Below are 25,100 nucleotides of genomic sequence, written 5' to 3'. Positions count from 1 at the left end.
GCCCCTTCAGCGGGGCCAAGTCTTGTTCACTTCCAGCGGCTCAGCTCAATGTGCACGCTGCCCTTGTCGCTGCTGAAGGTCACGCTGCCTTCTTGCACCGTGGCCTGAAGCTGCATGCTGCGTTCGGCCAGTTGGGCCAGCTCTTGTGAACGCTCAGTGGGCACACGCCAGACTTGCAGTTTGTCCAAACGGGTGAGCTTGGTCTCGATGCCTTTCCACCAAATTTCGGCCGCGTGGTTGAAGCAATACAACAACACCTCGTCGGCCTTCTGACAGGCTTTCATGATGGGCTTGTCTTCGGGCTGGCCGACTTCGATCCACATGCGTGTTTGGCCCGTGAAGTCGCGCAGGCTGCAGTCCGGGTCATCCGGGTCGGACAGGCCTGCACCAAAGGCCAGCTTGCCATCACCATTGCACACGGCTTGCAGCTTGTAAGCGTTGATGGCCAGCGCCAGCAGGCGGATCATCATGCGCTCGTCGGTTTCGCTGGGATGCCGCGCCAGCGTGAGCTGGTGGTCTTCGTAATAGCTGTGGTCGATGTCGGCGATCGACAGGTTCGCTTTGTAGATGGTGGATTTGAGGGCCATGCAGTTTGCTGTGTGGGAGCGGCGCCCTCGCCGCGATCAATGCTGTGCAAACTGCCGTGGAAAACCTTGGCGGCGAGGGCGCCGCTCCCACAGGAATATGCCGAAAAAGTCAGACCCGGCGTGCCAACTCGGCGGCCTTGCCCACATAGCTGCCCGGTGTCATGGCCAGCAAGCGGTCCTTGTCGGCTTGCGGGATCTCCAAACCCTGAATCAAGCCGTGCAGGTCTCCGGCGCTGACCGTTTTGCCGCGCGTGACTTCCTTGAGCTTTTCATAAGCACCCTGCACGCCATAACGACGCATCACAGTCTGAATGGGTTCAGCCAGCACCTCCCAGGCCGCATCCAGGTCGGCGGCCAGCGCCTCTTCGTTCAATTCGAGTTTGTTCAGGCCCGTCATGAGCGAGGCATAGGCCAGTGCGGTGTAGCCCAGGCCCACGCCCATGTTGCGCAGCACGGTCGAATCGGTCAGGTCGCGCTGCCAGCGGCTGATCGGCAGCTTCTCGCTCAGGTGCTTGAGCACGGCGTTGGCCAGACCCAGGTTGCCTTCTGCGTTTTCAAAGTCAATCGGGTTGACCTTGTGCGGCATGGTGGAAGAACCAATTTCACCGGCCTTGAGGCGTTGCTTAAAGTAGCCCAGGCTCACATAACCCCAGATGTCGCGCGACAGGTCGATCAAGATGGTGTTGGTGCGGGCCACAGCGTCGAACAACTCGGCCATGTAGTCGTGCGGCTCGATCTGGATGCTGTAGGGCTGAAACGCCAGGCCCAGGCCCCATTGGCTGCTTTGGGTCTCGCTCAACTCGGGCGTCTCGACCACTTGGCGGGCAAAGGCTTCCCAGTCAAAGTCAGGCCAAGCCGACAGGTGGGCGTTGTAGTTGCCCACCGCACCATTCATCTTGCCCATGAGTTTGACCGCTGCGATTTTTTCGCGGCAGCTGTTCAGGCGCATGACCACGTTGGCCATTTCCTTGCCCACCGTGGTGGGGCTGGCGGTCTGGCCGTGGGTGCGGCTGAGCATGGGCACTTCGGCAAAGGTGTGCGCCATCTCACGCAGCTTGGCAATCAGGCCGTCCAGGCCAGGCAAGATCACTTGGGCGCGAGCGCCTTTGAGTTGCAGGGCGTGGCTGGTGTTGTTGATGTCTTCACTGGTGCAGGCAAAGTGCACGAATTCAGAAGATTTTTCAAGTTCCGGGCGGTCCTTGAACTTGGACTTGATCCAGTACTCGACGGCCTTCACGTCATGGTTGGTGGTCTTTTCGAATTCTTTGATGGCCACGGCGTCCGTTTCGCTGAAGTTTTTGACCAAACCCGTCAAATAACTGCGTGCACCGGGGGTCAATGGCTTGAACTCAGAAAAACCGGCATCAGACAAGGCAATGAACCAAGCAATTTCGACCTGCACCCGACGGTGAATATAGCCTTGCTCACTCATGAGTGGGCGCAAGGCATTGAGTTTGCTGGCGTAACGGCCATCCAGCGGCGACAAGGCAGAAATAGGGGTGAAATTCATCAGGTGATTGTAATTCCCAGCCATTGCGCCCCTCGATCCACCCAATTGGGGAAGGCGACATACAACGAAGCCACTCATCCCCTAGAATCCAAGTTCTGTTTTTTTGGTCCTTTATCCTTTTTGATATGAAACTCATCGGCTCTGTTACAAGTCCTTATGTTCGCAAGGTACGCATCGTCATGGCCGAGAAAAAGCTGGACTACCAACATGTGACCGAAGATGTGTGGTCGGCTCAAACCACCATCCACCAATCCAACCCCTTGGGCAAAGTGCCCTGCCTGATCATGGAGGGGGGCGAAGCCGTGTTTGATTCGCGGGTGATCGTGGAGTACCTGGACACTTTGTCACCCGTGGGCAAGTTGATCCCTTCTGCCGGACGCGAACGCGCAGAAGTCAAAACATGGGAAGCACTGGGCGATGGCTTGCTCGATGCGGCCTTGTTGGCCCGCATGGAAGCGGTCTGGACGGGACGCGAAGACAGCGAACGCAGCCAAGCCTGGATTGACCGGCAATTGGACAAGATCCAGCACGCCTTGCGGGCCATGAGCACCGGTTTGGGCGACAAGCCCTTTTGTTCTGGCATTCACCTGAGCTTGTCCGACATTGCCGTGGGTTGCGCCGTGGGCTATCTGGATTTTCGTTTTCCGCAAATTGACTGGCGCACGCCTTACCCCAATTTGCACAAACTCTACGACAAACTGTCACAGCGCCAAAGTTTCATCGACAGCTTGCCCCACTGAGGCCAAGCCCTGAAGCCACCGCCATGGGGCAGCGCTCATGGCGTTTCAGTAATTCAACAAGTTGCGCCGCACATGAACCAAATGTGTGGTGGCCAAGGTTTTGGCCAAGACCGGGTCGCGTGCCTTGAGCGCTTGCAGCAAGGCGCGGTGCTCTGACTGGTAAGCCAAGCGTCGTTCCGGGGTGAGGCTGCGTTTTTTCAGCATGCCCCACTCGCCTTGGGCACGGGCCTGGTTCATCAACTTGAACAGCCGGGCCACAAAGTCGTTGTGCGCAGAACGCGCGATGACCTCGTGAAACAGGCCATCCCACACCTCAAATTCCTCGACGCTGGTGGCCGCTTCGGCGCGGTCACAACATTGGGCCATTTGCTCAAAATCGGCGGGTGTGGCGTTGCCAATGACCATCTCGATGATCGCAGGCTCCAGGGCCATGCGGGCCTCCATGAGTTCTGCAGGGCTGGTTTGCCAAACAGCGTCCGGGGTGCCCACACCACTGGACTTGTGAGGAACATTGGCCCGCCCCGCTTTGTCGGTGACAAAGGTGCCGCTGCCCACTGTTTGCACAATCAAGCCTTGGTCCTTCAACTCGGCCAGCACCTTGCGCACCGTGCTTCGGCTGATCTGGTGTTGCTCGCACCACTCACGTTCGGCGGGCAAACGTTCTCCCACTTGCCAGCGGCCACTGTGCAGCTGATCCAACAAAGTGACACGAAAGAGGAAAGAAGAATCCACGGCAATCTCATGGGCCATAAAAAACCAAATCATACCAATTGACATCCCGATTGGGAACGGCGCAAAAACACCCAACTGCCCACTTGAAGTGACCTGAACCCCAGAAAAAACAACGATACGGCTTCATTTTTGGCCATGAAATGGACAAACCCCGTAAAAACCCTGATGAAGATGACCCGGTTTTTATCATGACTGACCGGTAATTTTCTTTATGATGGTCCAGATTGGTTGAACCCTTCCACCCATTTCATTGACTCCCGGCACTCAATCGTCCGGTCCCCTGGAGAATATTTTGCGCATCGCCACTTTTGCATTCAACGGAAAACGCCACGTCGGTCAGGTCTCGGCTGACGGCCTGCAAGTCACGCCTTTCGTGCTGTCTGACACCCAAGCCCATCACGGTGCGCAGGTGCTGATCGACGCCTTGGTGGCCGGTCAGCCTTTGCCCGCTTTGAGCGGTGATGCGCTGGCCGTGTCCTCGGTCAAACTCGAATCCCCCCTGCCTGTGCCGCGCCGCAACGTGTGGTGCGTGGGCCGCAACTACCATGCGCACGCCAAAGAACTGCAGGCCTCGGTCTTCAAGGACAGCAACACCGACACCAAGGCCTGGCCCATTGTGTTCACCAAAGTGCCCGAGTGCGTGGTCGGCCCGACCGACGATGTGCAACTGCCCGGCGCGGCCGTGTCTGAGCAAATCGATTACGAAGCCGAGCTGGCCGTGATCATTGGCCAAGGCGGCAAAAACATCAGCCAGGCCGATGCCATGCAGCATGTGTTTGGCTACACCGTGGTCAACGACGTGACCGCCCGCGACGTGCAGATGCGCCACCAGCAATGGGACATGGGCAAGTCCTTTGACACCTTTTGCCCCATGGGTCCCTGGATCGTCACCGCCGACGAAATCGACGGGCGCAAAACCCGCGTGCGCTGCTGGGTCAACGGCGAGTTGCGCCAGGACGGCCCCACCGAAAACATGATTTTCGACATCCCCACGCTGATCGAAACCATTTCGCGCGGCATCACGCTATACCCTGGCGACATCATCGCCACCGGCACGCCTGCCGGTGTGGGCATGGGCCTGAACCCGCCCCGCTACATCGCCAAAGGCGATGTGATCCGCGTCGAGATCGATGGCGTCGGCCAAATCGAAAACCGCTTCGTTTAAGCCACCAAAACAGGCAGGGTGCAGCCCTGACCTGCCCCACAAGAGGAGACAAGTCATGAAAAATCGTCCGTGGATCCGGATCGTCTTGAGCGCTGCTTTGGTTTGCGCCGGCATGAGCGCTGGTGCACAAAGCTTTCCCACCAAACCCATCACGATGGTGGTGCCCTTCCCGCCGGGCGGTGTGGCCGACACGGTGGGACGCCCAGTGGCCGAAGCCATGTCGCGTCACCTCAAGCAAAGCATCGTGGTCGAAAACAAGGGCGGTGCGGGCGGGGGCATTGGCATGGCCCAAGTGGCCAAGTCCAAGGCCGATGGCTACACCGTCTTGATGTCCCTGTCATCGCTGGTCGTCTTGCCCGAGGCCGACAAGATCTTGCAGCGCCCCCCGATGTTTCAGGTCAATCAACTCAAAGCCATCGCGCGATTCACCGCCGACCCCACCGTGCTGGTGGTGCGCTCTGACAGCCCCTGGAAAACGTATGCCGAATTCATGGCCTACGTGAAGTCCAACCCCGGAAAAATATCGTTTGGCTCATCTGGCAACTACGGCACCATGCATGTGCCCATGGAGCAACTCAAAGCCGCCACCTCGACCTTCATGCTGCATGTGCCCTACACCGGCGCGGGACCTGCGGTCTTGTCTTTGCTCAGCGGTCAAATCGAAGCTTTGTCCACCGGCCCCGCCAGCGTGAAGCAACACATCGCTTCGGGCCGCTTGCGTGCCTTGGCGCATTGGGGTGAAGGCCGCTTGGCCAGCATGCCCGAAGTGCCCAGCTTCAAAGAGCTGGGCGTGCCGATTCAGTACTCGCAATGGTCGGGCATGTTTGTGCCAGCCGACACACCGGCTGCCGTGGTCGACAGCCTGCGTCAAGCGGCCAAATTCGCCGCACAAGACCCCCGCGCGGTGGCTGCCTTAACGGCTTCAGGCACCTCGTTCATGTACCAAGACGCCCCTGACTTTGAGCGTTTTGTGCAAAACGATGCCAAAGCCATGAGCGCCCTCGTCACCCGGATCGGCAAAGTCGATTGATCCAGGGACCACCCGGCCCTGTGCCTGCCCACCGCCCCACCTTTCACCCCCTCGGAGACACAACATGCTGAACTTGAGCCGCACCCTGAAATTCACCGCTTTGACGCTGGCCCTGGCTTCGGGCCTGGCCCAAGCCCAAAGCTACCCGAACCGCCCCGTGAAAATCGTGGTGCCTTTTGCCGCAGGCGGGCCTGCCGACAACTACGCCCGTTTCATGGCGCAGCGCTTGGGCGAAGAGCTCAAGCAGTCTTTTGTCATCGACAACAAGCCGGGCGCGGGCTCCATCATCGGCACCGATCTGGTGGCCAAATCACCTGCAGACGGCTACACCTTGCTCATGATGTCGAACACGCACACCGTGAACGAGTCCTTGATTCCGACCAAACCCTTTGGCCTGATGAAAGACTTTGTGGGCATCGCACCCGTCAACTATTCCAACCTGCTGCTGGTGGTGCACCCCTCCGTGCCCGTCAAGACCGTGGGCGAACTGGTGGCGCTGGCCAAATCCAAACCCGGCAAACTGAACTACGCCTCATCGGGCAACGGCACGCCTTACCACATGGCCGGTGAATTGTTCAAATTCATGGCCGGCATCGACATGACGCATGTGCCCTACAAAGGCAGCTCGGGCGCACGCACCGACATCGTGGGTGGGCAAGTGGACGTGATGTTTGACGCGGAAACCACCATGGCCGCCATGTCACGCGACAACAAGGTGCGTGCCTTGGCGGGCACGGGCCTGGCCCGCTCGGCCAACTTGCAAGACCTGCCCACCGTGGCCGAAACCGTGCCCAAGTTTGAAGCCACCATTTGGCTGGGCCTGATGGCACCCAAAGGCACCCCTGCCGAGGTGGTGAACAAACTCAATGCGGAAGTGCGCAAGATCGTGAACAACCCGGATGTGAAGGCCGCCTGGGCCAAACAAGGTGCCGTGCCCATGTCAATGAACGTGCCCGAGTTTGAACAGTACCTCAACGCCGACATCGCCAAGTGGGCCAACATCGTCAAGGTCTCGGGCGCCAAGCCGGACTGAGCCATGACGCAAGTCGTGACCCAAGAAGTCACTTTTCAGCTGAACGGACACCCTGTGTCCGTGCCCAGCCAAAGCGGGCAAAGCCTGCTGGACCTTTTGCGCAACACCTTGCAGCTCAAAGCCACGCGCATGGGCTGTGGGCAAGGGCAGTGCGGTGCTTGTCGTGTCATGCTGGACGGCCATGCTGTGGCCGCTTGCGAGACGCCCGTTTGGGCCATCGAAGGCAAAAGCGTGACCACCGTGGAAGGCTTGGGGCAACGGTCTGCCCCGCACGCCCTGCAAACCGCCTTCATTGAAGAGCAGGCCATGCAGTGCGGGTTTTGCACCAGCGGCATTTTGATGTCGGCCGCCGCCTTGCTGCAACGCCAGCCCCAACCCTCGCGACAAGACATTGTGCAGGCCATCGACGGGCATTTGTGCCGCTGCGGTGCACACAACCGGGTGGTGCGGGCCATTGAAAAAGCCGCCGCACGGCTGGCCACGCCATGACGCCCGAGTCGCTCAAAGCCCAGCCGCTGCTGCGCCACTGGTTGGCCTTGACGCCAGAGGGGCGGGTGCAGGCGTTTTCGGGCAAGGTCGATTTGGGTCAAGGCATCTCGCACGCACTGCGCTTGATCGTGGCCGAAGAGTTGCGATGGCCCGCCGAGCAGATTGACATGGTGCCCGCCAGCACCTTGTTCAGTCCCGATGAAGCCGTGACCTCGGGCAGCTTGTCGGTGCAGCACTCGGGCAGCGCACTGCGCTGCGCAGCAGCGCATTGGCGCGAAGCCTGCAGGCAGGCCATGGCCGAGCGCCTGGCAGGCTTGGGGGTGACGCTGCAAGACGTGCGCTGCGAAGGCGGGCAGTTTCACGCACCGGCTCACCTGGCCAATGACCTGGCCAATGACCGGGACCATGCAGCGCTGCAAGCGTCTTATGCATCGCTGTCCCATGCTGCGATGTGGGACAGCGTGATTGAGCCGGCTCACGCACAAGCCACACATGCCGCACTGGACCGCCATCCCCAGGCCGCCGAACCCAAGCCCATCGTCTTGCGCCCCGATGTGGCGGCCAAAGTGTTTGGCGAGTTTGAGTACATCCACGACCGCGTCATGCCGGGCGTGTCGCACCCCATGTGCCACGGCATGGTGTTTCGCCCCGGCACCCTGAGCGCTGAAGTGATCGAGCACGACATGCAGGCTTTGGCCACGCGACTGATGGCCATGTCCGGCGTGTTGCAGGTGGTGCGCGACGGTGTGTTGTTGGGCGTGTTGACCGAGAGCGAGCGGGTCTTGGGCGAAATGGCCCAGCACATTGAAGCCGGTGCCGAGCAGGGGCAGTTTTGGCGTTGCGCCGTGCAAGTGCCCGACCCGCTGGACTTGCCCCACTGGCTCAAAACGCAGCCACTGGACACCACGGTGGTGGCCGATACCTCGGCCCCCACAGAAGGCACTGTTCACCAGCGCATCAGCGCCGAATTTCAAAGGCCGTTTGTGCAACACGCGTCGATTGGCCTGTGCTGCGCTTTGGCGCAATGGACCGGTCAGCCGTCTGCCCCCCATTTGGAGGTCTGGAGCCACAGCCAAGGCATTTACAACCTGCGGCGCGACTTGGCGCTGGCCTTTGATGTGCCCGCCACCCAGGTGCAGGTCTCGCACGTTGAGGGGGCCGGTTGCTATGGGCACAACGGCGCTGACGACGTGGCCTGGGATGCCGCATGGCTGGCCCGGCAGGTGCCCGGCCGCCCTGTGCGGGTGCAATGGACGCGGCAAGCCGAATTGGGCCACGCGCCTCTGGCCCCGGCCATGGCGGTGCGCATTGACGCGGCGGTGACCCAAGAAGGGCAGTTGCTCGAATGGACCCAAACCGTGTGGGGCCAAGGCCATGGCACTCGGCCCGGCCGAGGCCAAACACCGGCCTTGCTGGGGGCCTGGCAAACCGCCCACCCCGCCCCCATCATGCTGGCGGTCAATGCCGCGATGGCGGTGGGTGGCGGGTCTGAGCGCAACGCCCAGGCGCCTTACGACGTTCCCGCGCTCAAAGTCATCAACCACCGCGTGCTGAACATGCCCTTTCGCGTCTCGGCCATGCGCGCCTTGGGGGCACCGGTCAATGTGCTGGCCGCCGAGTCGGTGATGGACGAGTTGGCCCATGGCCTGTCGCAAGACCCCCTGACCTACCGTTTGGCACACCTGCAGGGCGAGCAGCACGCGCGGGCCAGGGCGGTGCTGCAACAAGTGGCCGACATGGCCGGCTGGCCCCTGCCAGGCTCCAGCGGCCTTTCCCCCCAGCCATCACCCGACCGGCCCGAAGGCTGGGGCCGAGGCTTGGCCTATGCGCGTTACAAAAGCACCGGGGCGTTTTGCGCGGTGGTGGTGGAGTTGGTGGTGGCCGACAAAGTCAAACTCCAACAACTCTGGATCGCCGCCGATGTGGGGCATGTGGTGGACGCCGACGGGACCATCAACCAGCTCGAAGGCGGTGCCCTGCAAGCGGCCAGTTGGGCGCTGTGCGAGGCGGCGCAACTGAGCCCACAAGGCATCACCTCGAACGACTGGGCCAACTACCCCATCTTGAAATTCAGCGACATGCCCAAGGTGTCCGTGCACTTGATGCCCGGCGCAGACCATGCCTCCTTGGGCGCAGGCGAATGCAGCGCCGGACCCACCTGCGCGGCCATCGCCAACGCCATTTTTGATGCCATTGGCCTGCGTGTGCGCAACATGCCCTTCACCCCTGAAAACTTGATGCGTGCCATCGACTCCGATGAAGCACGCGCCCCCTTCAACCCATCCTTCAACTGAGAGAACAACATGCATGTATTGAGTGGCGGCGCGGCCGCAGCCGTGGTCCAGGGCGTACAGGCGGAATTTGAGACCCGCACCGGCAGCCGCATCGAGGGCACCTTCAGCGCCGTGGGCATGATGCGCGACAAACTGCTCAGCGGTGCGCCCTGCGATGTGATCATCCTGACCCAACCCCTGATCGAGCAACTGATGGCCTCAGGGCATGTGGTGGCCGGCAGCGCACGCTCGCTGGGCCGGGTCAAAACCGGTGTGGCCGTGCGCACTGGCACGACGCATCCGCCCGTGCGCACCCGCGCTGAGCTGCATGCGGCCATGAGCGCGGCCAAGGGCATTTACTTTCCGGACCCCGACAAAGCCACGGCGGGCATCCATTTCATGAACGTGCTCAAGGCCTTGGGACTCGATGAAACCCTGCGCAACCAATTTCGCGTGTTTCCCAATGGGGCCACGGCCATGGGCGAAATGGCCAAAAGCACAGAAAGCGGCTTGATCGGCTGCACACAAGTGACCGAAATCAACTACACCGAAGGCGTGGACCTGGTCGATGTGCTGCCGGCCGAATTTGAGTTGAGTACGGACTACACGCTGGGCATTTGCACGGCCTCCAACAAGCCGCAACAAGCGCAAATGCTGGCCGATTTATTGAGCGGCAGCGCCTCTGAAGCGGTGCGCAGACAAGGCGGATTTGAGTTCTAAAACGAGCGGCCAACACCTGCGGTGCAGCGCTCAGGTGTTGGCGCGTTTTTTGAGCCAGCGCATGAAGGCCCCCACAACGGGCAACTTTTCGTACAACTCTTCGGCGGCATCCCAGTAGTCACGGTGCAGGGTCACCAGACCTTGGTCGTTGAACAGCAGGTGGCTGGTGCCCCGAACGGCTTGCAGCGTGGTGGTGTCAAACCGCTTGAAACGAAAGCGAAATTCCCAAGTCAAGAAGGCCTGTGTGCCATCCACCACCTGGCCGGTCACCACAAAGTGCGGCTGGTCCAGCGCCACGTACATGTGCCTGAAAATCCGCTCGATCTCGGGCAAACCCTGCACCTCGTTGAACGGGTCTTTGAAGCGGGCTTGCGCGTCGTACAAGGTATGCAACTGCGACACGCTTTGCGGCGACAGGGCTTCAAAAAAGGTGGCCAATTTTTCGGTGGCTTGGCGGGTGTTCATGAGGGCTTTCAATCGGGGTGTGGGCGTGCTTCACAAACCGGTGAATCGGCGCACCAGCGGAAAATACAAGCGGTAAGGCAGCAATCTGAGCAACTTGAGCCAGAGCGTGAAACGCTTGGGAAAGTGGATGTCGAACTGGCCTTGTGCCCAGCCCTTGAGCATCTCACGGGCTGCCTCTTCGGGGCTGATCAGGGCGGGCATGGTGAACTGGTTTTGTGCCGTCAGCGGCGTGGCGACAAAGCCGGGGTTGACCACACTCACACCGATGCCCTGGTCTTGCAAGTCCATGTAGAGCGTCTCGGCCAGATGGGTCAGGGCCGCCTTGGTCGGGCCATAGGCCAGGCCATTGGGCAGGCCGCGCCAACCGGCCACGCTGCTGAGCAAGCTGATGTGCCCGCTGCGCTGGGCGAGCATGCCCGGCAGCACCGCGTTGATGACCTGCAAAGCGCCTTGGTAATTGACCTTGTCGTGCTGCAGCAGGTCGTTCAGGTCCATGGCCGTGGCGCGTTGGGCGCGGTAGTAACCCGCTGCGTACACGACCATGTCGAGCGGGCCTTCGGCCAGCAGGGCGCGAGCCGTGGCCTGCACTTGGCCCGCATCACTCACATCCAGCGCACGCCAGTGCACGCCGGCATCTTGGGCGGCCCAGTCTTGCACACCTTGGGGGTTGCGGGCCGACACCACCACCTGCGCCCCCGCCGAGCGCAGCGCTTGCGCACAGGCCAGGCCGATGCCGGTGGATGCACCGACCAGCCAGACCCGGCGGCCCTGCCAATCGGTGATCGGGGTGTTCAGCTGCAGCCAGCTGCGGGCGGGTGCCTGAGGGACGGGGGCCGTGGTTTGTGGTCCCACTTTGGGCGTGGCCACATCGACCGCTTCAACGGCCAGTGTGGTCGCGCTGGATGGTGCGTTGTTCATGCGCATCAACCCGGCTTCGCCGCCAAAGGCGTGCGGCGGGTGAAGGACAGGGTCACTTCGCCCAGCTTCACGCCCCATTTGCTCATGGTGGCCTTGTTGAGCATGACACGGTCGTCCATCAGGTACATCCAGTCGTCAAAGTCAACGTTCCAGACCCGACCATCCACGGGCAACGCCAGGGTGTAGCCCCAGCGAAAGGCGTTGCCACTGACCTGGCCCGAAGCCTCGCCCACCACGTCGTCGGCGCGGCCGGTGTAGCTGCCGTTCGGTCCGGCCTTGAGCTTCCAGATGCGGCGCTGCTTGGTGCCGTCCGAGTAGACAAAGGCCTCGTCCAGCACGCCTTCGTCACCGTTCCAGCTGCAGTCCATGACCACGGTGAAGCGTTTGACCACCTGGCCACTGCGGTCGGTGAACACGCCCCAGGCGTCGATGGTGCCGGTGAAGTAGGTGCGCAAATCGAGCAGCGGTTTTTCTTGCGCGTAGCTTTGCACCTGCGGCCCGGCGCAGCTGGCCACAAAAGGCGTCGCTGCGACCATGGACAAAGCGCCCAGGCGGCTCAAGGCTGTGCGGCGGTGGATCATGGCGGGTTGTGTTTGGCGCATGAGAATCTCTCGTGTTGTCAGTTCAAAGCGGCTTCATGCCGAGGGGTGGGCCGAAAGATGGACCGCATCAGGCCCCGAGATCAAATCGGGGCGGCGCATCAGGCCCGCATACAAAGCCAGTCCGGCCAAAAGCTTGAGCACACAAGGCAGCAGGCCATAAGCGAGGCCCAGCGCCAGCACGGCATCGGCACCTTGCTGGCCCGGGGCATAACCCCACAGGCCGAGCAATGGCAGCGACAGCCCAGCGGCCAAAGCCAGATTGAGTTTGGTGGCCAGATTCCACCAGCCCATGAACGCGCCGTCTGTGCGGCCCCGCTCGCCGCAGTGGTCAATCAATTGGTTGAGGAGGGCACCGGGCACCGTCAGATCCGCGCCCAGCGCCATGCCCGACAGGGCACACACCAGCAAAAAGCCCGTCGTATCGCCCGCGCCCAGCGTGACCACGCTGACAAAAGCCATGACCGACAAAGCCATGCCGGTGGCCCAGGTGCGCAGCAGGCCGATGCGGTCGATCACCTTGAGCCACAGCGGAAACGACAGCGCTCCGGCAGCGAAATACAAACCCAGAAACAAGGGCTCCATGGCCTTGGGCGCTTGCAGCAGGTCTTGCACAAAAAACAGCACCAGCGTGGCGGGCACGGCGCTGGCCAGGCCGTTGAGCATGAAGACCATCAACAAGCGGCGAAAGCCCGCGTGCTGCCACGGCTGCCAAAGGCTGCCCACCGCATGACCGGGAACCACCTCAGGCGTGGATGCCAAGGCACTGCGTGCCACCCGCCGCCAAGCCAACAAGCCCAGCGCCAGCATGAGCACCAGCAAGGCCGTGGTCGGCCCCCAGCCCCACAGCGCAGGCAGGGCCGACGCCAGCAACACGCCCACCAGCGCAAAGCCCTCGCGCCAAGCGACCCAGCGGCTTTGCGCCATGCCGCCACCGCCTTGCCGCGCGGCCCAGGCCTGGTGCAAGATGCCCAGCCCGCTGTAGGCCAGGTGGCTGAGCGTGAGTGCAGCCCCCACCCACACCAACAAGCCCGTGGGCGACAAAGCCGCAGCGGGCGGGAAAAACAAGGCTGCAAAGCCCAGCGCCACGGCCAAGGCCAAAACCACCGCCGCCAGCCACACGGCCCGCCAAGAGTGGCGGTACAGCCTGTCGCCCCAACGCCCAAGCCACGGGTCCACCACCGCATCCACGCTGCGGCTGAGCAAGAGCACCGCGCCCAAAGCCGCCAGTGTCACGCCGTATTGCTGGGCGTACACATTGGGCAAATGCACATACACCGGCAAGGCCACAAAGGCCAAGGGCAAGCCCAGCAAACCATAAGCGGCCGACGGTGCCAAAGTCAAGGGAGCGCTCATGGCGACAAACCTTGCAGCAACTGGTTGCGCATCTTGGGCTCGGACGTGCGTTCATCGAGCCATATGCCAAAAAACAAACGCGCAAAAGCCGGGTCTTTCACCAGGCCCACGCGTTGGCCATTGACCCAAAACTCGGCCCCTTCACCCGGCAAATTCACACCCGTGATGCGTTCACCCGCTGAAACGTTGGGAAACAGTTCGCGCATGGCCGCGAGCCAGGTTTGCGCTTGTGCATCGCTGAAGCTCCCGACGCGGCGCATCTCGTCAATCGAACGGCTGGCAATGGCTGCGCCTTCGAGCTTGCGCAGGTATTGCAACTCCAGCGCAAACGGAAACTGCAAAGCTTGTCCGTGTCGGAATCCGGCTGGTGTCCACAATCGCGCGTCGTACACCTCGAACCCCCACACCCGCAAACGCACCGGTGCTGTGGGCACCACCCCTTTGAGGGCGGCCACTTCGGGGCGGCTGTAAGCGGCGTTGGGACTGGCCACGCTGCTGACCTGCGATTGCGCAGTGCCCACCCACACACCGGGCAGCAACAGACACAAACAGCCCTGCAAAGTGCGACGGCGCAAGCGGAGGCCTTGTGTTGTTTGGGGTGGGTTGAGCATGGGTTTCAGCCGGGTTTGGCCAAAGTGAATTGCACGACGTCGATGTTGGCCTCATCGAACGCGGCCTCGCAATAGGCCAGATAAAAGGACCACAGGCGAATGAATCGGTCGTCAAATTTCAGCGTCCGGACAACGTCAAGCTGCGCCATGAAGCTTTCGCGCCAACGGCGCAAGGTCTCGGCGTAGTCGGGGCCGAAGTTCAGCTCGTCGACCACCTGCAGGCCGGCCGCTTGTGCTTGTTTGCGAAATTCGCTCGGGCTGGGCAAACAGCCACCCGGAAAAATGTACTGCTGGATGAAATCGGTCGATTGCAAGTAGCGCTCAAAAAAGCGGTCGTCGATCGTGATGCTTTGAACGCAGGCACGGCCACCAGGCTTGAGCATGCGGCTGATGGTCTGAAAGTAGGTGGGCCAGTATTCCTGGCCCACGGCCTCGATCATCTCGATCGAGCACACCGCGTCGTAAGGGCCGTCGTTGATGTCGCGGTAGTCTTGCAGGCGCAAATCAGCGCGTGCCTGCACGCCATGCGATTGCATGCGGGCGTTGGCAAAAGCCAGCTGCTCGGTGGACAAGGTCACGCCGGTGATGTGCGAGCCAAACTCGGTCGTGGCCGCCTCGGCCAATGCGCCCCAGCCGCAGCCGATCTCCAGCACACGATCGCCCGGCTTGGCGTTGACCATGCGCAGGGCGCGGCGCACCTTGGCTTTTTGGGCCTCGGCCATGTCCTTTGTGTGGTCGCCTTCAAACCAGGCCGACGAGTAGTTCATCGTGCCGTCCAGCCACAACTCATAAAAAGCATTGCCCAAGTCGTAATGGGCGTGGATGTTTTTGCGGCTGTTGCTGCGGTTGTTGCGGTTGAGCAGGTGCTTGATGCGGTAAAACAAACGCCCCAGCCAGTGGCCATAAATCGCGCTTTCGATGTGGTCGCGGTTGGCAATGGTCAAGCGCAGCAGGGCGGCCAGATCGGGCGTGGTCCAGTCGCCCGCCATATAGCCTTCGGCAAAACCAATGTCGCCCGACTTGAGCACCTCGGCACACATGTCCCAGCGATGGATGTGCAGGGCCGCAAAAGGGGCCTCGTGTGTGCCAAAGACCTGAAGGTTGCCGTCGGGTGCATGCACCGTGAGCGTGCCGATTTTCAGGCGGGTCAAGAGGCTCAGCAAACGCGCTGCGGCTTTGGGCAAGCTGGCGTGCGCAATGGTGGTGGCGCGGCTGCCCAAGGCTTGGGCGTGGTCAGCAGTCTTCATGGAGGTCGGCATCCGGTGGGGTCCAGTGTTCATCGGGTCACAAAATCGCGGGGCGGTTCGGGCTTGCGCCAAAACGGTACTTTTTTCAGCCACAGCAAGAGCGCGTGCCAGTGGATGCGGGCCACCACACCAAACGTCAGCAGCGGAAAGCGCCACATCACGCGGCGCAAAGCGGCTGCCGTGGCGGGCTCGAGCACGCCGCTCCAGCTGGTGTCGATCAAAGGGCCATCGGCGTCGCCATGGTCCACACGCGCCACGATGCGGTCTTGGCCCTTGTGTTGCGTGCGCATAAATCGAAAGCGGTACTCACCTTGCACATCACAAAAAGGCGAAACGTGAAACACTTTGTGGGCCAGCAGGGTTTGGCCGTATTGCGGCTCGGGCAGCAGGTAGCAGTGGCGCTCGCCAAAGGTGTTGTTCACCTCGGCCACGATGGCGGCCAAGCTGCCATCGGCGCGGTGCGCGTACCAAAAGCTGACGGGTTTGAAAGCATGGCCCAGCACGCGCGGAAAAGCCTGCAGCCAAACCTCGCCCGTGGCGTCTTCGATGCCTTCACGCTGCAGCAAAGTATCGAGCCAAGCCAGGGCCCCGCCCGTCTCGGCCGGGCGACCATCGCCGTGGTCGGCATCGTGAAAGGCAAACCAGGCGCTGCGGTTGATGGCCAGATCGGTACGGCACACACCGGCTTGCACGCTGCGCATGGGCAGCATCAAAAACGCGGTGGGGTAGGCGAAGGCGTGGTGCGCCGGGCGGTGGCGCGTGTGTCGCACCTGGCCCCAGCCGATGAGCGCGGTGTGGGCAGTGACCGGGGTGGGTGTCATGCGGCCAGTCGATCCTGAACAGGGCTGGCCTGTTCGTGGATGAGTTTGAGCAGGGCGCGGCCCACTTGCAGGCCCGATTTCAGGCCGTCTTCGTGGAAGCCATAACCTGTCCAGGCTCCGGCATACCAAGTGTGCTGTTGGCCTTGCAGCAAGGGCAGGCGCTTTTGCGCCTCGATGGCGGCCAGGTCAAACACCGGGTGGGCGTAGTCGTATTCGCCCACGATGGTGGCCGGGTCGATGTCGTGCAAGGGGTTGAGCGACACGACCACAGGCTGCGTAAACGGGATGCGTTGCAAACGGTTGAGCAAGTAGTGCAAGCACACCCGCGAGGACTCGCGCTCGCTGCTGGCGGCGCGTTCGTAGTTCCACGCGGCCCAGGTCTTGGGGTTGGCGGGCAGCACGCTGGCGTCGGTGTGCAGCACGGCGCGGTTGTCCTGGTAGCGAATGGCCCCCAGCAAGCTGCGCTCATACGTGTTGGGCTCGCGCAGCATGCCCAGCGCCTGGTCAGTGTGGGTGGCGATGACGACTTGGTCAAAGCGCTCGGCATGGCCGTCGGTGATGATGCGCACGCCTTGTGCATCGCGCTCGATCAAGCGCACAGGGGTGTTCAGGCGTTTGTCGTGCACACCCGCCAGGATCTTCTCGACGTAGTTTCGGGCACCACCCACCACACTGAACCACTGCGGGCGATTCGTCACCTGAATCAAGCCATGGTTGTGGCAAAACCGGATCATGGTCGCCACCGGGAACTGCAACATCTGGTCGGTTGGGCAACTCCAGATGCAGCCCAGCATGGGCAAGAAGTACCAGTCGCGAAACGGCTCGCTGAATTGGTGCGTGCGCAAAAAGTCTGACAGGGGCTGCTGCAGCTCTTTTTCGCGCTGCTCTTTGGCGATGCGCGTGCACAAGGCGTTGAAACGCATCACGTCGGCCAACATGCGCCAAAAACGCGGGTTGACCAGGTTGCCGCGCTGCGCGAACACGCTGTTCAGATCGGTGCCGCTCCACTCCAGTGTTTTGCCGTTCAGGGCGCCCGGCACCTTGACCGAAAACGACATGTCGGACGGGGCAGTCTCAACGCCCAGCTCGGCAAACAGGTTGATCAGGTTGGGGTAGGTGCGTTCGTTGAACACCAAAAAGCCGGTGTCCACGCCGTGCGTGACCGGGCCCTGGGGTGTGGGCAGTGTGATGTCGACCGTGTGGGTGTGGCCGCCAAAGTAGTCACCCGCCTCGAACACGGTGATGTCGGCATGGTCTTTCAGGGTGTGGGCCACGGCCAAGCCGGAAATGCCCGAACCCACGATGGCCAGTTTCATGCGCGGCTTGCTTGTCACGCTCATGGCTGGGCTTTCAGGGCTTTGTCGATGGCCGACAAGAGGGTCTTGCTTTCGGGTCCGGTCATGCTGCTGTACTGGTCAATGACCTTGCCGTCGCGGCCGATCAGGTATTTGTGAAAGTTCCAGCGCGGCTTTTGGCCGGTTTGTGCGGTCAGCTGTTTGAACAAGGGGGCCGCGCCATCGCCCGTGACCTGGGTTTTGGTGAACATCGGAAACTTCACGCCAAAAGTGCTTTCGCAAAAGGCGGCAATGTCTTTGTTGCTGCCTTTTTCCTGCGAAAAGTCATTCGATGGAAAGCCGAGCACCACCAAACCTTGGTCTTTGTACTGGGTGTTCAGGGCTTCCAGGCCTTTGTACTGGGAGGTAAAACCGCAAAAACTGGCGGTGTTGACCACCAGCACCACTTTGCCTGCGTATTGGCACAGCGATTGGGGCTTTTCGTCTTGCAGGCGGTCAAATGTGTGATTGAGGAGGGTGGGGCAGGCCACAGCGTTTCCAGCCTTTTGCGGGTTGGCTTGCGCAGACTCGAGTCCCAAGCCCAGCACGGCAGCCACCAAGGCCAAAAGCAGGCTGGGACCCCATTGTTTTACCCATGAGTGGTTCATTTGCACTTCAAAATTCATTTTGTGACTGATCAGTTTAAACTTGTTTGCTCTCATTGTCACGCCTGCCCTTTTTGATTGGAGACGAACATGCCCAAACCCTCGGGTTTTAAGGGGAACAAACAGGATTTGCCGCAAAAACCTTGCGCCGTTTGTGGCCGGGCCATGAGCTGGCGCAAAAGCTGGGCCAAGAACTGGGACAGCGTGTTGTACTGCAGTGACCGTTGCAGAGCCGACAAGTCTAAGGCAGCCAGTACCTGAGCTCCCCATCCTGAATGTCCCCCTCCCACGAAAGACAAGGCATGACACGTCACCTGATTTTGGTTTTGGGCGACCAGCTGGGCTGGGACAACCCGGCCTTGGCAGACTTTGACCCCGCCCAAGACCGGTTGTTGATGATCGAGGCCGACAGCGAAGCGGGTGAAGTCTGGAACCACCAAGCCCGGATCGCGATTTTCTTGTCGGGCATGCGGCATTTTGCCAACGAAGCGCACCGCCGCCGCTGGCCCTGCACCTATATGAAGGTGGACGACACCGAGCTGCCCCCGGACTTTGCCAGCCGCTTGGCCCATGCCTTGCGCACCGACCCGCCCCAAGCCCTGGTGGTGATGGAAACCGGGGCCTGGCGCATGGAGCGGCTGATCGAAGACGCCGCGGCGCAAGCCCAAACTCTGTTGCGCTGGGTGGGCGACACACACTTTTTATGCAGCCGTGCCGAGTTTGCCAAGTGGGCAGGGGACAAAAAAGAGCTGCGCATGGAGTTCTTTTACCGCGAGATGCGCAAACGCCACGGCATCCTGATGGAAGGCAAAGAGCCGATTGGCGGGCAATGGAACTATGACGCCGAGAACCGCAAGGGCTTTGGCGCCAAAGGCCCGGGCCCCGTACCCCCGCCCGCCCGCTTTGCACCCGACCGCGTGACGCAAGACGTGATCGCGCTGGTGCAAACACGCTTTGCCCAGCACCCGGGCACGCTGGACCACTTTGCTTGGCCCGTCACCCGAGAAGACGCGCTGGTGGCTTTGCAGCATTTCATCGACCAACGCCTGGAAAACTTTGGCGCCTGGCAAGACGCGATGTGGACCACGCTGCCCTTTGGTTGGCACGCTCTGGTGGGCAGCAGCCTGAACCTGCACCTGCTCAACCCGCGTGAGGTGATTGTGGCGGCCGAGCAGGCCTACCACGCACGCGGCTTGCCACTGGCCAGCGTCGAGGGCTTCATCCGCCAGGTGCTGGGCTGGCGCGAGTTCATTCGCGGTGTGTACTGGCTGGACATGCCGCACATGGCCGAGGCCAACCACTACGGCCACACCCGCGACCTGCCCCAGTGGTACTGGACGGGTGAGACCCACATGGCCTGCATGCAAGCGACCATTGGCCAAAGCCTGCAACACGGTTATGCCCACCACATCCAGCGCCTCATGGTGACTGGGCAGTTTGCGGTGCTTGCAGGCTTGTCACCCCAGCAGGTCAGCGCCTGGTACCGAGCCATGTATGTCGACGCGGTCGAATGGGTGGAGACGCCCAACACCTTAGGGATGGCCCTGCACGCCAACGGCGGACGCTTCACCAGCAAGCCCTATGTGGCCAGCGGCCAGTACGTCAGCCGCATGAGCAACTACTGCAAAGGCTGCCGGTACCAGCCCGAAGTGCGCACCGGCCCCAGCGCCTGCCCCATGACCACGCTGTACTGGGATTTTCTGATTCGCCACGAACAAGACTTTGCCGGCAACCCACGCACCGCACTCATGGTCAAGCATGTGGGCAAGATGAGCGCTGAGGACAAGGCGCAGATCGGGCAGCAGGCTGAGGCTGTGCGAACGGGGTTGGATGGGGTGTAACTGCCCCTTGCCACAGTCCTTCAACGCATGGTCTGCACGAAACCGGAGCGCACAAGAATGTGTCCCTCGCGTTTCTGGTGACAATGCAAGGCTCTTTGTGTGCGTCAGCTGACATCCCTACATGGCCCATCTGTTCAAAAAAATTGGTTTTCATGCCAATGGCAAACCCCGTGCTTGGTTGAAATCGCTGGTCTTTGATGCCCAATTGGCCCCGCGTCCCTTGTTCAAAAGCTGGGTCTGCCCACCGACGGGTGACATTCACCCGGTCTTTCGGGCCTGGCTGCGCTTGGCTTGGCAAAACCCTGCGCCATCCGCTCAAAACGATTGGCCAGTGCGCCGCCGACAGCTCATTGAACACAAGGCCTTGGGTGATGTGCGCACCCTGATCATCGTCTGCACACGCCCAACCACATTTGTGGCCCATGCCTTGCAAACCCATGCAGCGGCTTTGGGCTTGGAGGTGCGCATTCAATTCGACATGCCCGAGGACTTTGACGAAGACCTGTATCTGGTGATTTGCCCCCAAATGTTTGCCCGTTTGCCGCCGGGCGAAAAGCGCATCGTTTTTCAGATGGAGCAATCCGTTCATCCCCGCTGGTTCACCCCCGACTATCTGAATGTGCTTTACAACTCGCTGGCCGTTTTTGACTATTCAACACGCAACATCGAGTTTTTGATCCAACAAGGTCTGCCAGCCGACCTGCTTTTTCATGTGCCCTTGTCGCCAGTCGCCCATTACCCAGGAGCCGCAGATGCAAGCACGTGGACCGGCTCTGAAGCCTCAGGCACATGCGATGTGCTGTTTTACGGCGATCTGAAAAACAAAAGAAGACAAGCCTTTCTCAAAGTGCTGGGCGAACATTTTGTGGTGCGGGCCGAGCGCAGTTTGTATGGCCAAGACCTGTGGCAGGCCATGCGCCAAGCCCGGGTGGTGGTCAATATTCACTATTACGAAAACGCCTTGCTGGAAAGTACGCGCATTTGTGAATGCCTGTCTTTGGGTGCGCGTGTCATTTCTGAAGCCGCCACCGATCAGGGCCAGCACGCCGACTGGGAAGATCTGGTGCTGTTCACCCCGATCAACGATGTCCAGGCCATGGTGCAAGCCATCCAACACCACCTGCAGCAAGCCCCCGTGCCCTTCCCCAATCTGGCCGAGCGGCCGATGAGAATGGGCCCAGCCTTGCGTGCTGCACTGGACGTCTTGAATGTGCGGTCTGTCTGATCGATGGGCATAGACCAACACCCCACGTATTTTTTGTGAGAGCGGTGCCCTCGCCGCGATCAAGCCTCGCAGAACACCACCCCATCGCCCCGAGGGCGGGGCTCCCACACTGATCGCATCGCTGATCGCCGTGCGCAAGACAAACCGTTCGCAACAAACTTCACAGGGCCAAATCCATCAGCCGTGGCCGCAGGTGCGGGGGCCAACTCATTTGCGCCGACTGATCTGCTTGAGCACATGCTGCTTGAAGGCCAGCGCCAGCGGTGAGAGTTTTTTGCCGGCAGGGTAGACGATGTGCCAGGCCGAGGGCAGGGGAAAGCCCTGCACATCGATCACGCTCACGCCGTTTTCTTTTTGGTGGCCATGCAGGGCGTGGCGCGAGACCACGCCCACTCCCAGGCCCCCGGCCACCGACTCCTTGATCGCCTCGTTGCTGCCCAGCTCCAGCCGCACATCGGGGCGGAACTTCATGGACCGGAAAAACTGGTCAGCGGCCATGCGTGTGCCCGAGCCTTTTTCGCGCAAGATGAAGCGGCGCTCAGCCAACTCGTGCAAAGGCACGGCGCTGCGTTTGGCCAGCGGGTCGGATGTCGGCGCGATCACCACGATCGGGTTAGGCATGAAGGCCTCGTCGCCCAAGTCCATGTCTTTGGGCGGCATGGACATGATGTACAGGTCATCAAGGTTGCCCTGCAGGCGCTGCACCACACCGTCGCGGTTCAGGATTTCGAGCGACACGTCAATGGCCGGGTGCCGCTTGCAAAAACTGCCGATCAGGTGTGGCATGAAGTACTTGGCCGTGCTCACCACCGCCACCCGCAGCTTGCCGCGCGACAAGCCCTTGGCGGCGTCCACGTTTTGCTCAAACGCGTCCCAGGTGTGCGCCACGGCGCGGGCGGTCTGCGCCAGCTCTTGGCCCACCTCGGTCAGGTAGAGTTTTTTGCCCACCAACTCGTACAGCGGTAAGCCCACGGATTCGCTGATGTCCTTGAGTTGCATCGAGGCCGTGGGCTGGGTGACGTGCATCACCTTGGCTGCAGCGCTCACGCTGCCGGTTTCGGCCAAGGCCAGAAACAATCGCAATTGACGGAAGCTGACGTTCATAGATTTTTATCTATATTCAAGGGTTGAAGAATCGATTTTACAAGTGTCCCGTCCGTTCCTATGATCGGCGCAAGGACTACACCCATGCAAAATCTGATCGACCCGGCCATCCTCTTTTTCATCTTCGGCGTGCTGGCCGGCACCGTCAAATCCAACCTCGAAATCCCGCCCGCCATCTCCCGCTTTTTGTCGCTCTACCTCTTGATGGCCCTGGGCCTGAAGGGTGGCTTTGCGCTGTCGCAATCGGGCCTGACGGCCGACGTGGGCATCAGCTTGGCCGCTGCGGTGTTGCTGGCCATCGTCGTCCCGCTCATCGGTTACGCCGTGCTGCGGCGCTTTGTCTCGGGTTTTGACGCAGCGGCCGTGGCCGCCACGTACGGCTCGGTGAGCGCGGTGACCTTTGTCACGGCGGTGCAGACGCTGGAAAACCAGGGCGTGCCCTACGGCGGGCACATGGCTGCGGCCATGGCCCTGATGGAGTCGCCCGCCATCATCTTGGCGGTGGTATTGGCCAATTCATTGCGGCAAAAGCAGGCCTCGGGCGTTGTGCTGCAAGCGGGCGGCGTGGCCGCTTTGGGGGGTCCTGCTGCTCCGGCTGGCAGCTCGGTGGGCAAAATCTTGCATGAGTCCTTCACCGATGGCGCGCAGTTGTTGCTCTTGGGGGCGATGGTGATTGGCTTGGTCACGGGCGAAGCAGGCAAAGAGGCGATGGCACCGTTTTCGGTAGACCTTTTCAAAGGCATGCTGGCCTTCTTTCTTCTCGATATGGGCTTGATGGCGGCGCGTAACTTGCCACAAGTCAAGGGCCAGTCGCCCGTGCTGATCGCTTATGCGGTGGTTGGCCCCCTGGTGCACGCGGGCCTGGCCTTGGGTCTGGCGTGGGGCCTGAATCTGGGAGCCGGTAACGGGGCCTTGCTCATGGTGCTGGCGGCCAGCGCGTCCTACATCGCCGTGCCCGCCGTGCTGCGCACCGCCTTGCCCGAGGCCAAACCCGCGCTGTATTTTGGGCTGAGCCTGGGGCTGACCTTTCCGCTCAACATTGTGCTGGGCATTCCGGTTTATTTGGCGGTAGCGCAGGCCGTTCTGACATGAGCATGGCAAAAGGTCGTTTTTATGATGGTCGCCCCGTCGCGTTTTTGACGCAACATGGCAAGCAGGATCTCGTGCGCGAACCACTCGAAGCCGCGCTGGGCTGCCAATTGGTGCACACCGATGGCTACGACACCGACCAATTGGGCACGTTCACGCGTGAACTGACCCGAGCGGGTTCCCAACTCGACGCAGCCCGCAAAAAAGCCAGCATCGGCATGGCGCTGACGGGTGCATCTGTCGGCATGGCCAGTGAAGGTTCGTTTGGCCCCGACCCTTTTGGCGCTTTCATGCCTTGGAACACAGAAGTTGTGTTGTGGGTCGATCGCTTGTACGAAATTGAAGTGACGGGCTTTGCACACGGCCCTGCCCAAAGCTTGCACAGCATGGTCAAAACCCCTCAAGAGCTCGAGCGCTTTGCCAACGAGGCCGGGTTTCCTGAACACCATCTTGTGCTGCGGCCCGAACACCCCGAGCACCCTGACATGGACAAAGGCATCCGAGATCACCAGACTCTGCTGAAAGCCTTCCATCTGGCCCAAGCCAAGTCCGCCAATGGGGCGGTGTTTGTCGAAAACGATCTGCGGGCTTTTTGCAACCCGACTCGCCAAAAAATAATCCTCAAAGCCACCGAAGAGCTCATTCAAAAATTGCTGTCGGTATGCCCAAGCTGTGACTCGCCGGGCTACTGGCTGAGCCAGCAGATTCCGGGTCTGCCCTGCCGTGCGTGTGGCAGCTTGACCCGTTTGCCCAAAGCCGAAATATGGGGCTGCAAAAAATGCGGCCACGAAGAACATCGCGCAGTCCCCACCCAGCCTTGGGCTGATCCTGCGCGGTGTGATTTCTGCAACCCTTGAAGCTGCAAGCGATGCGCCTGATCGCAGGCATTCACACCGAACGCATCAACCCCCCATCAATGCGCAAGCTCTGGCCCGTGATGTAAGCCGCTGCATCCGAGGCCAAAAAGGCGATGGTCGCGGCCACTTCTTCGCTGGTGCCGTAGCGTTGCATGGGCACACTTTGGCGGCGCTGCTCTTGGGCGGGCAGGCTGTCGATCCAGCCGGGCAAAACATTGTTCATGCGCACCTGATGCACCGCGTTCTCGTCGGCAAAGAGCTTGGTGAAAGCGGCCAAGCCCGCGCGTGCCACAGCCGATGTCGGGAACATCGCGCTGGGCTCGACCACCCAAGCGGTGGAGATGTTGACGATGGACCCCGATTTTTGCTGGACCATGATGGGTGCCACCAGACGCACGGCCCGCACCACGTTCAAGAAATACATGTCGAGCCCCAAGTGCCACTGCGCATCGGTCAACTCCAGCAACGGGCCTTTGGGGCCGTGGCCTGCGCTGTTGACCAGCACGTCGATGCGGCCCCAGCGCGCCATGGTTTGGTCAACCAACTTTTGCAGGTCTTCGCTCGATTGGTTGGAGCCTGTCAAACCAATGCCCCCCAACTCACGCCCCAGTGCCTCGCCCTTGCCAGACGAAGACAACACTGCCACCTGAAAGCCATCCTGGGCCAGCTTACGCGCCGCAGCCGCACCCATGCCACTGCCGCCGCCTAACACCATCGCCACTTTGTTGCTCATTTGCAGGTCCTTTGTC

Annotated in this window: 26 protein-coding genes; 12 read left to right on the top strand and 14 right to left on the bottom strand. The window is 61.2% G+C overall.

Annotated features, from left to right (window positions below; all coding sequences use genetic code 11):
- Positions 1–26 precede the first annotated feature (26 nt).
- Positions 27–587, bottom strand: coding sequence for a YaeQ family protein (locus AMM41_RS13340; protein WP_089959358.1), 561 nt, complete (start codon positions 585–587; stop codon positions 27–29).
- Between the two features lie 109 nt (positions 588–696).
- On the bottom strand, positions 697–2,097 hold the full coding sequence (gene purB / locus AMM41_RS13335) for an adenylosuccinate lyase (RefSeq protein WP_089959570.1): 1,401 nt from the start codon (positions 2,095–2,097) through the stop codon (positions 697–699).
- Positions 2,098–2,222: 125 nt separating this feature from the next.
- Between purB and AMM41_RS13330 the strand changes: the two genes are divergently transcribed.
- Entirely contained in the window at positions 2,223–2,837 is a 615-nt protein-coding gene (locus AMM41_RS13330; protein WP_089959352.1) for a glutathione S-transferase family protein, read from the top strand.
- A 45-nt stretch (positions 2,838–2,882) separates the two neighbouring features.
- Here the strand turns inward: AMM41_RS13330 and AMM41_RS13325 are convergent, their stop codons facing one another.
- Positions 2,883–3,569 carry a FadR/GntR family transcriptional regulator gene (locus tag AMM41_RS13325; protein ID WP_228769275.1) on the bottom strand — a complete coding sequence of 229 codons (687 nt, stop codon included), beginning with the start codon at positions 3,567–3,569 and terminating at the stop codon, positions 2,883–2,885.
- A 292-nt stretch (positions 3,570–3,861) separates the two neighbouring features.
- On the opposite strand from AMM41_RS13325, the gene AMM41_RS13320 reads away from it, so the two are divergent.
- The 6 genes from AMM41_RS13320 to AMM41_RS13295 all read left to right on the top strand — a co-directional run bounded on the left by AMM41_RS13320 (position 3,862) and on the right by AMM41_RS13295 (position 10,279).
- Positions 3,862–4,734 (top strand): fumarylacetoacetate hydrolase family protein, encoded by an 873-nt coding sequence (locus AMM41_RS13320; RefSeq protein ID WP_089959349.1) that lies wholly within the window; start codon positions 3,862–3,864, stop codon positions 4,732–4,734.
- Between the two features lie 55 nt (positions 4,735–4,789).
- Positions 4,790–5,764, top strand: coding sequence for a Bug family tripartite tricarboxylate transporter substrate binding protein (locus AMM41_RS13315; RefSeq protein WP_089959344.1), 975 nt, complete (start codon positions 4,790–4,792; stop codon positions 5,762–5,764).
- A gap of 64 nt (positions 5,765–5,828) precedes the next feature.
- Entirely contained in the window at positions 5,829–6,797 is a 969-nt protein-coding gene (locus AMM41_RS13310) for a tripartite tricarboxylate transporter substrate binding protein (RefSeq protein WP_089959341.1), read from the top strand.
- A 3-nt stretch (positions 6,798–6,800) separates the two neighbouring features.
- The gene (locus tag AMM41_RS13305) at positions 6,801–7,286 is read left to right on the top strand and encodes a (2Fe-2S)-binding protein (protein ID WP_089959334.1); all 486 of its coding nucleotides are present in this window, start codon (positions 6,801–6,803) and stop codon (positions 7,284–7,286) included.
- Entirely contained in the window at positions 7,283–9,580 is a 2,298-nt protein-coding gene (locus AMM41_RS13300) for a xanthine dehydrogenase family protein molybdopterin-binding subunit (RefSeq protein WP_089959331.1), read from the top strand. The genes AMM41_RS13305 and AMM41_RS13300 overlap by 4 nt, the downstream gene beginning before the upstream one ends.
- Positions 9,581–9,589: 9 nt before the next feature.
- Positions 9,590–10,279 carry a substrate-binding domain-containing protein gene (locus AMM41_RS13295; RefSeq protein WP_089959327.1) on the top strand — a complete coding sequence of 230 codons (690 nt, stop codon included), beginning with the start codon at positions 9,590–9,592 and terminating at the stop codon, positions 10,277–10,279.
- A gap of 30 nt (positions 10,280–10,309) precedes the next feature.
- On the opposite strand, the gene AMM41_RS13290 is transcribed toward AMM41_RS13295, so the two are convergent.
- The 9 genes from AMM41_RS13290 to AMM41_RS13250 all read right to left on the bottom strand — a co-directional run bounded on the left by AMM41_RS13290 (position 10,310) and on the right by AMM41_RS13250 (position 18,238).
- Positions 10,310–10,744 (bottom strand): nuclear transport factor 2 family protein, encoded by a 435-nt coding sequence (locus tag AMM41_RS13290; RefSeq protein ID WP_089959324.1) that lies wholly within the window; start codon positions 10,742–10,744, stop codon positions 10,310–10,312.
- 30 nt (positions 10,745–10,774) lie between these two features.
- Positions 10,775–11,545: an SDR family NAD(P)-dependent oxidoreductase gene (locus AMM41_RS13285; RefSeq protein WP_089959557.1), complete on the bottom strand. Its 771-nt coding sequence runs from the start codon at positions 11,543–11,545 to the stop codon at positions 10,775–10,777.
- Between the two features lie 122 nt (positions 11,546–11,667).
- Complete coding sequence (locus AMM41_RS13280) at positions 11,668–12,264, bottom strand: DUF3833 domain-containing protein (RefSeq protein WP_228769274.1); 597 nt, start codon at positions 12,262–12,264, stop codon at positions 11,668–11,670.
- Between the two features lie 33 nt (positions 12,265–12,297).
- Positions 12,298–13,617, bottom strand: coding sequence for an MFS transporter (locus AMM41_RS13275; RefSeq protein ID WP_089959320.1), 1,320 nt, complete (start codon positions 13,615–13,617; stop codon positions 12,298–12,300).
- A complete protein-coding gene (locus tag AMM41_RS13270; protein WP_228769273.1) occupies positions 13,614–14,192 on the bottom strand; it encodes a chalcone isomerase family protein in 579 nt (192 codons plus the stop codon). The genes AMM41_RS13275 and AMM41_RS13270 overlap by 4 nt, the downstream gene beginning before the upstream one ends.
- Before the next feature lie 41 nt (positions 14,193–14,233).
- Complete coding sequence (locus AMM41_RS13265; protein ID WP_228769272.1) at positions 14,234–15,475, bottom strand: SAM-dependent methyltransferase; 1,242 nt, start codon at positions 15,473–15,475, stop codon at positions 14,234–14,236.
- Between the two features lie 29 nt (positions 15,476–15,504).
- Positions 15,505–16,296, bottom strand: coding sequence for a DUF1365 domain-containing protein (locus tag AMM41_RS13260; protein ID WP_089959310.1), 792 nt, complete (start codon positions 16,294–16,296; stop codon positions 15,505–15,507).
- Positions 16,293–17,612 carry an NAD(P)/FAD-dependent oxidoreductase gene (locus tag AMM41_RS13255; RefSeq protein ID WP_089959549.1) on the bottom strand — a complete coding sequence of 440 codons (1,320 nt, stop codon included), beginning with the start codon at positions 17,610–17,612 and terminating at the stop codon, positions 16,293–16,295. Before AMM41_RS13255 ends, AMM41_RS13260 begins: the two co-directional genes overlap by 4 nt.
- A gap of 20 nt (positions 17,613–17,632) precedes the next feature.
- Complete coding sequence (locus AMM41_RS13250; RefSeq protein ID WP_146186253.1) at positions 17,633–18,238, bottom strand: glutathione peroxidase; 606 nt, start codon at positions 18,236–18,238, stop codon at positions 17,633–17,635.
- 87 nt (positions 18,239–18,325) lie between these two features.
- On the opposite strand from AMM41_RS13250, the gene AMM41_RS13245 reads away from it, so the two are divergent.
- From AMM41_RS13245 to AMM41_RS13235, 3 genes are all read left to right on the top strand, one after another.
- Positions 18,326–18,496 carry a DUF2256 domain-containing protein gene (locus tag AMM41_RS13245; RefSeq protein ID WP_089959303.1) on the top strand — a complete coding sequence of 57 codons (171 nt, stop codon included), beginning with the start codon at positions 18,326–18,328 and terminating at the stop codon, positions 18,494–18,496.
- Positions 18,497–18,537: 41 nt separating this feature from the next.
- Positions 18,538–20,076, top strand: a complete 1,539-nt coding sequence (locus tag AMM41_RS13240) for a cryptochrome/photolyase family protein (RefSeq protein WP_089959300.1) — start codon at positions 18,538–18,540, stop codon at positions 20,074–20,076.
- A 121-nt stretch (positions 20,077–20,197) separates the two neighbouring features.
- Positions 20,198–21,301, top strand: a complete 1,104-nt coding sequence (locus AMM41_RS13235) for a glycosyltransferase family protein (protein ID WP_089959296.1) — start codon at positions 20,198–20,200, stop codon at positions 21,299–21,301.
- A 207-nt stretch (positions 21,302–21,508) separates the two neighbouring features.
- Here the strand turns inward: AMM41_RS13235 and AMM41_RS13230 are convergent, their stop codons facing one another.
- The gene (locus AMM41_RS13230) at positions 21,509–22,405 is read right to left on the bottom strand and encodes a LysR family transcriptional regulator (protein ID WP_089959292.1); all 897 of its coding nucleotides are present in this window, start codon (positions 22,403–22,405) and stop codon (positions 21,509–21,511) included.
- 84 nt (positions 22,406–22,489) lie between these two features.
- Between AMM41_RS13230 and AMM41_RS13225 the strand changes: the two genes are divergently transcribed.
- Together AMM41_RS13225 and AMM41_RS13220 are read left to right on the top strand one after the other, a co-directional pair.
- Entirely contained in the window at positions 22,490–23,497 is a 1,008-nt protein-coding gene (locus AMM41_RS13225) for a sodium-dependent bicarbonate transport family permease (RefSeq protein WP_089959289.1), read from the top strand.
- Between the two features lie 71 nt (positions 23,498–23,568).
- Positions 23,569–24,351 (top strand): DUF6671 family protein, encoded by a 783-nt coding sequence (locus AMM41_RS13220; RefSeq protein ID WP_228769271.1) that lies wholly within the window; start codon positions 23,569–23,571, stop codon positions 24,349–24,351.
- Positions 24,352–24,382: 31 nt separating this feature from the next.
- On the opposite strand, the gene AMM41_RS13215 is transcribed toward AMM41_RS13220, so the two are convergent.
- Positions 24,383–25,084, bottom strand: a complete 702-nt coding sequence (locus AMM41_RS13215) for an SDR family oxidoreductase (RefSeq protein ID WP_089959285.1) — start codon at positions 25,082–25,084, stop codon at positions 24,383–24,385.
- Positions 25,085–25,100 lie beyond the last annotated feature (16 nt).

Source organism: Limnohabitans sp. 2KL-3 (assembly GCF_001269405.1).
Taxonomy (GTDB): domain Bacteria; phylum Pseudomonadota; class Gammaproteobacteria; order Burkholderiales; family Burkholderiaceae_C; genus Limnohabitans_A.
The sequence above is the reverse complement of the archived record's forward strand: the minus strand, read 5'-3'. Positions and strand labels throughout refer to the sequence as shown.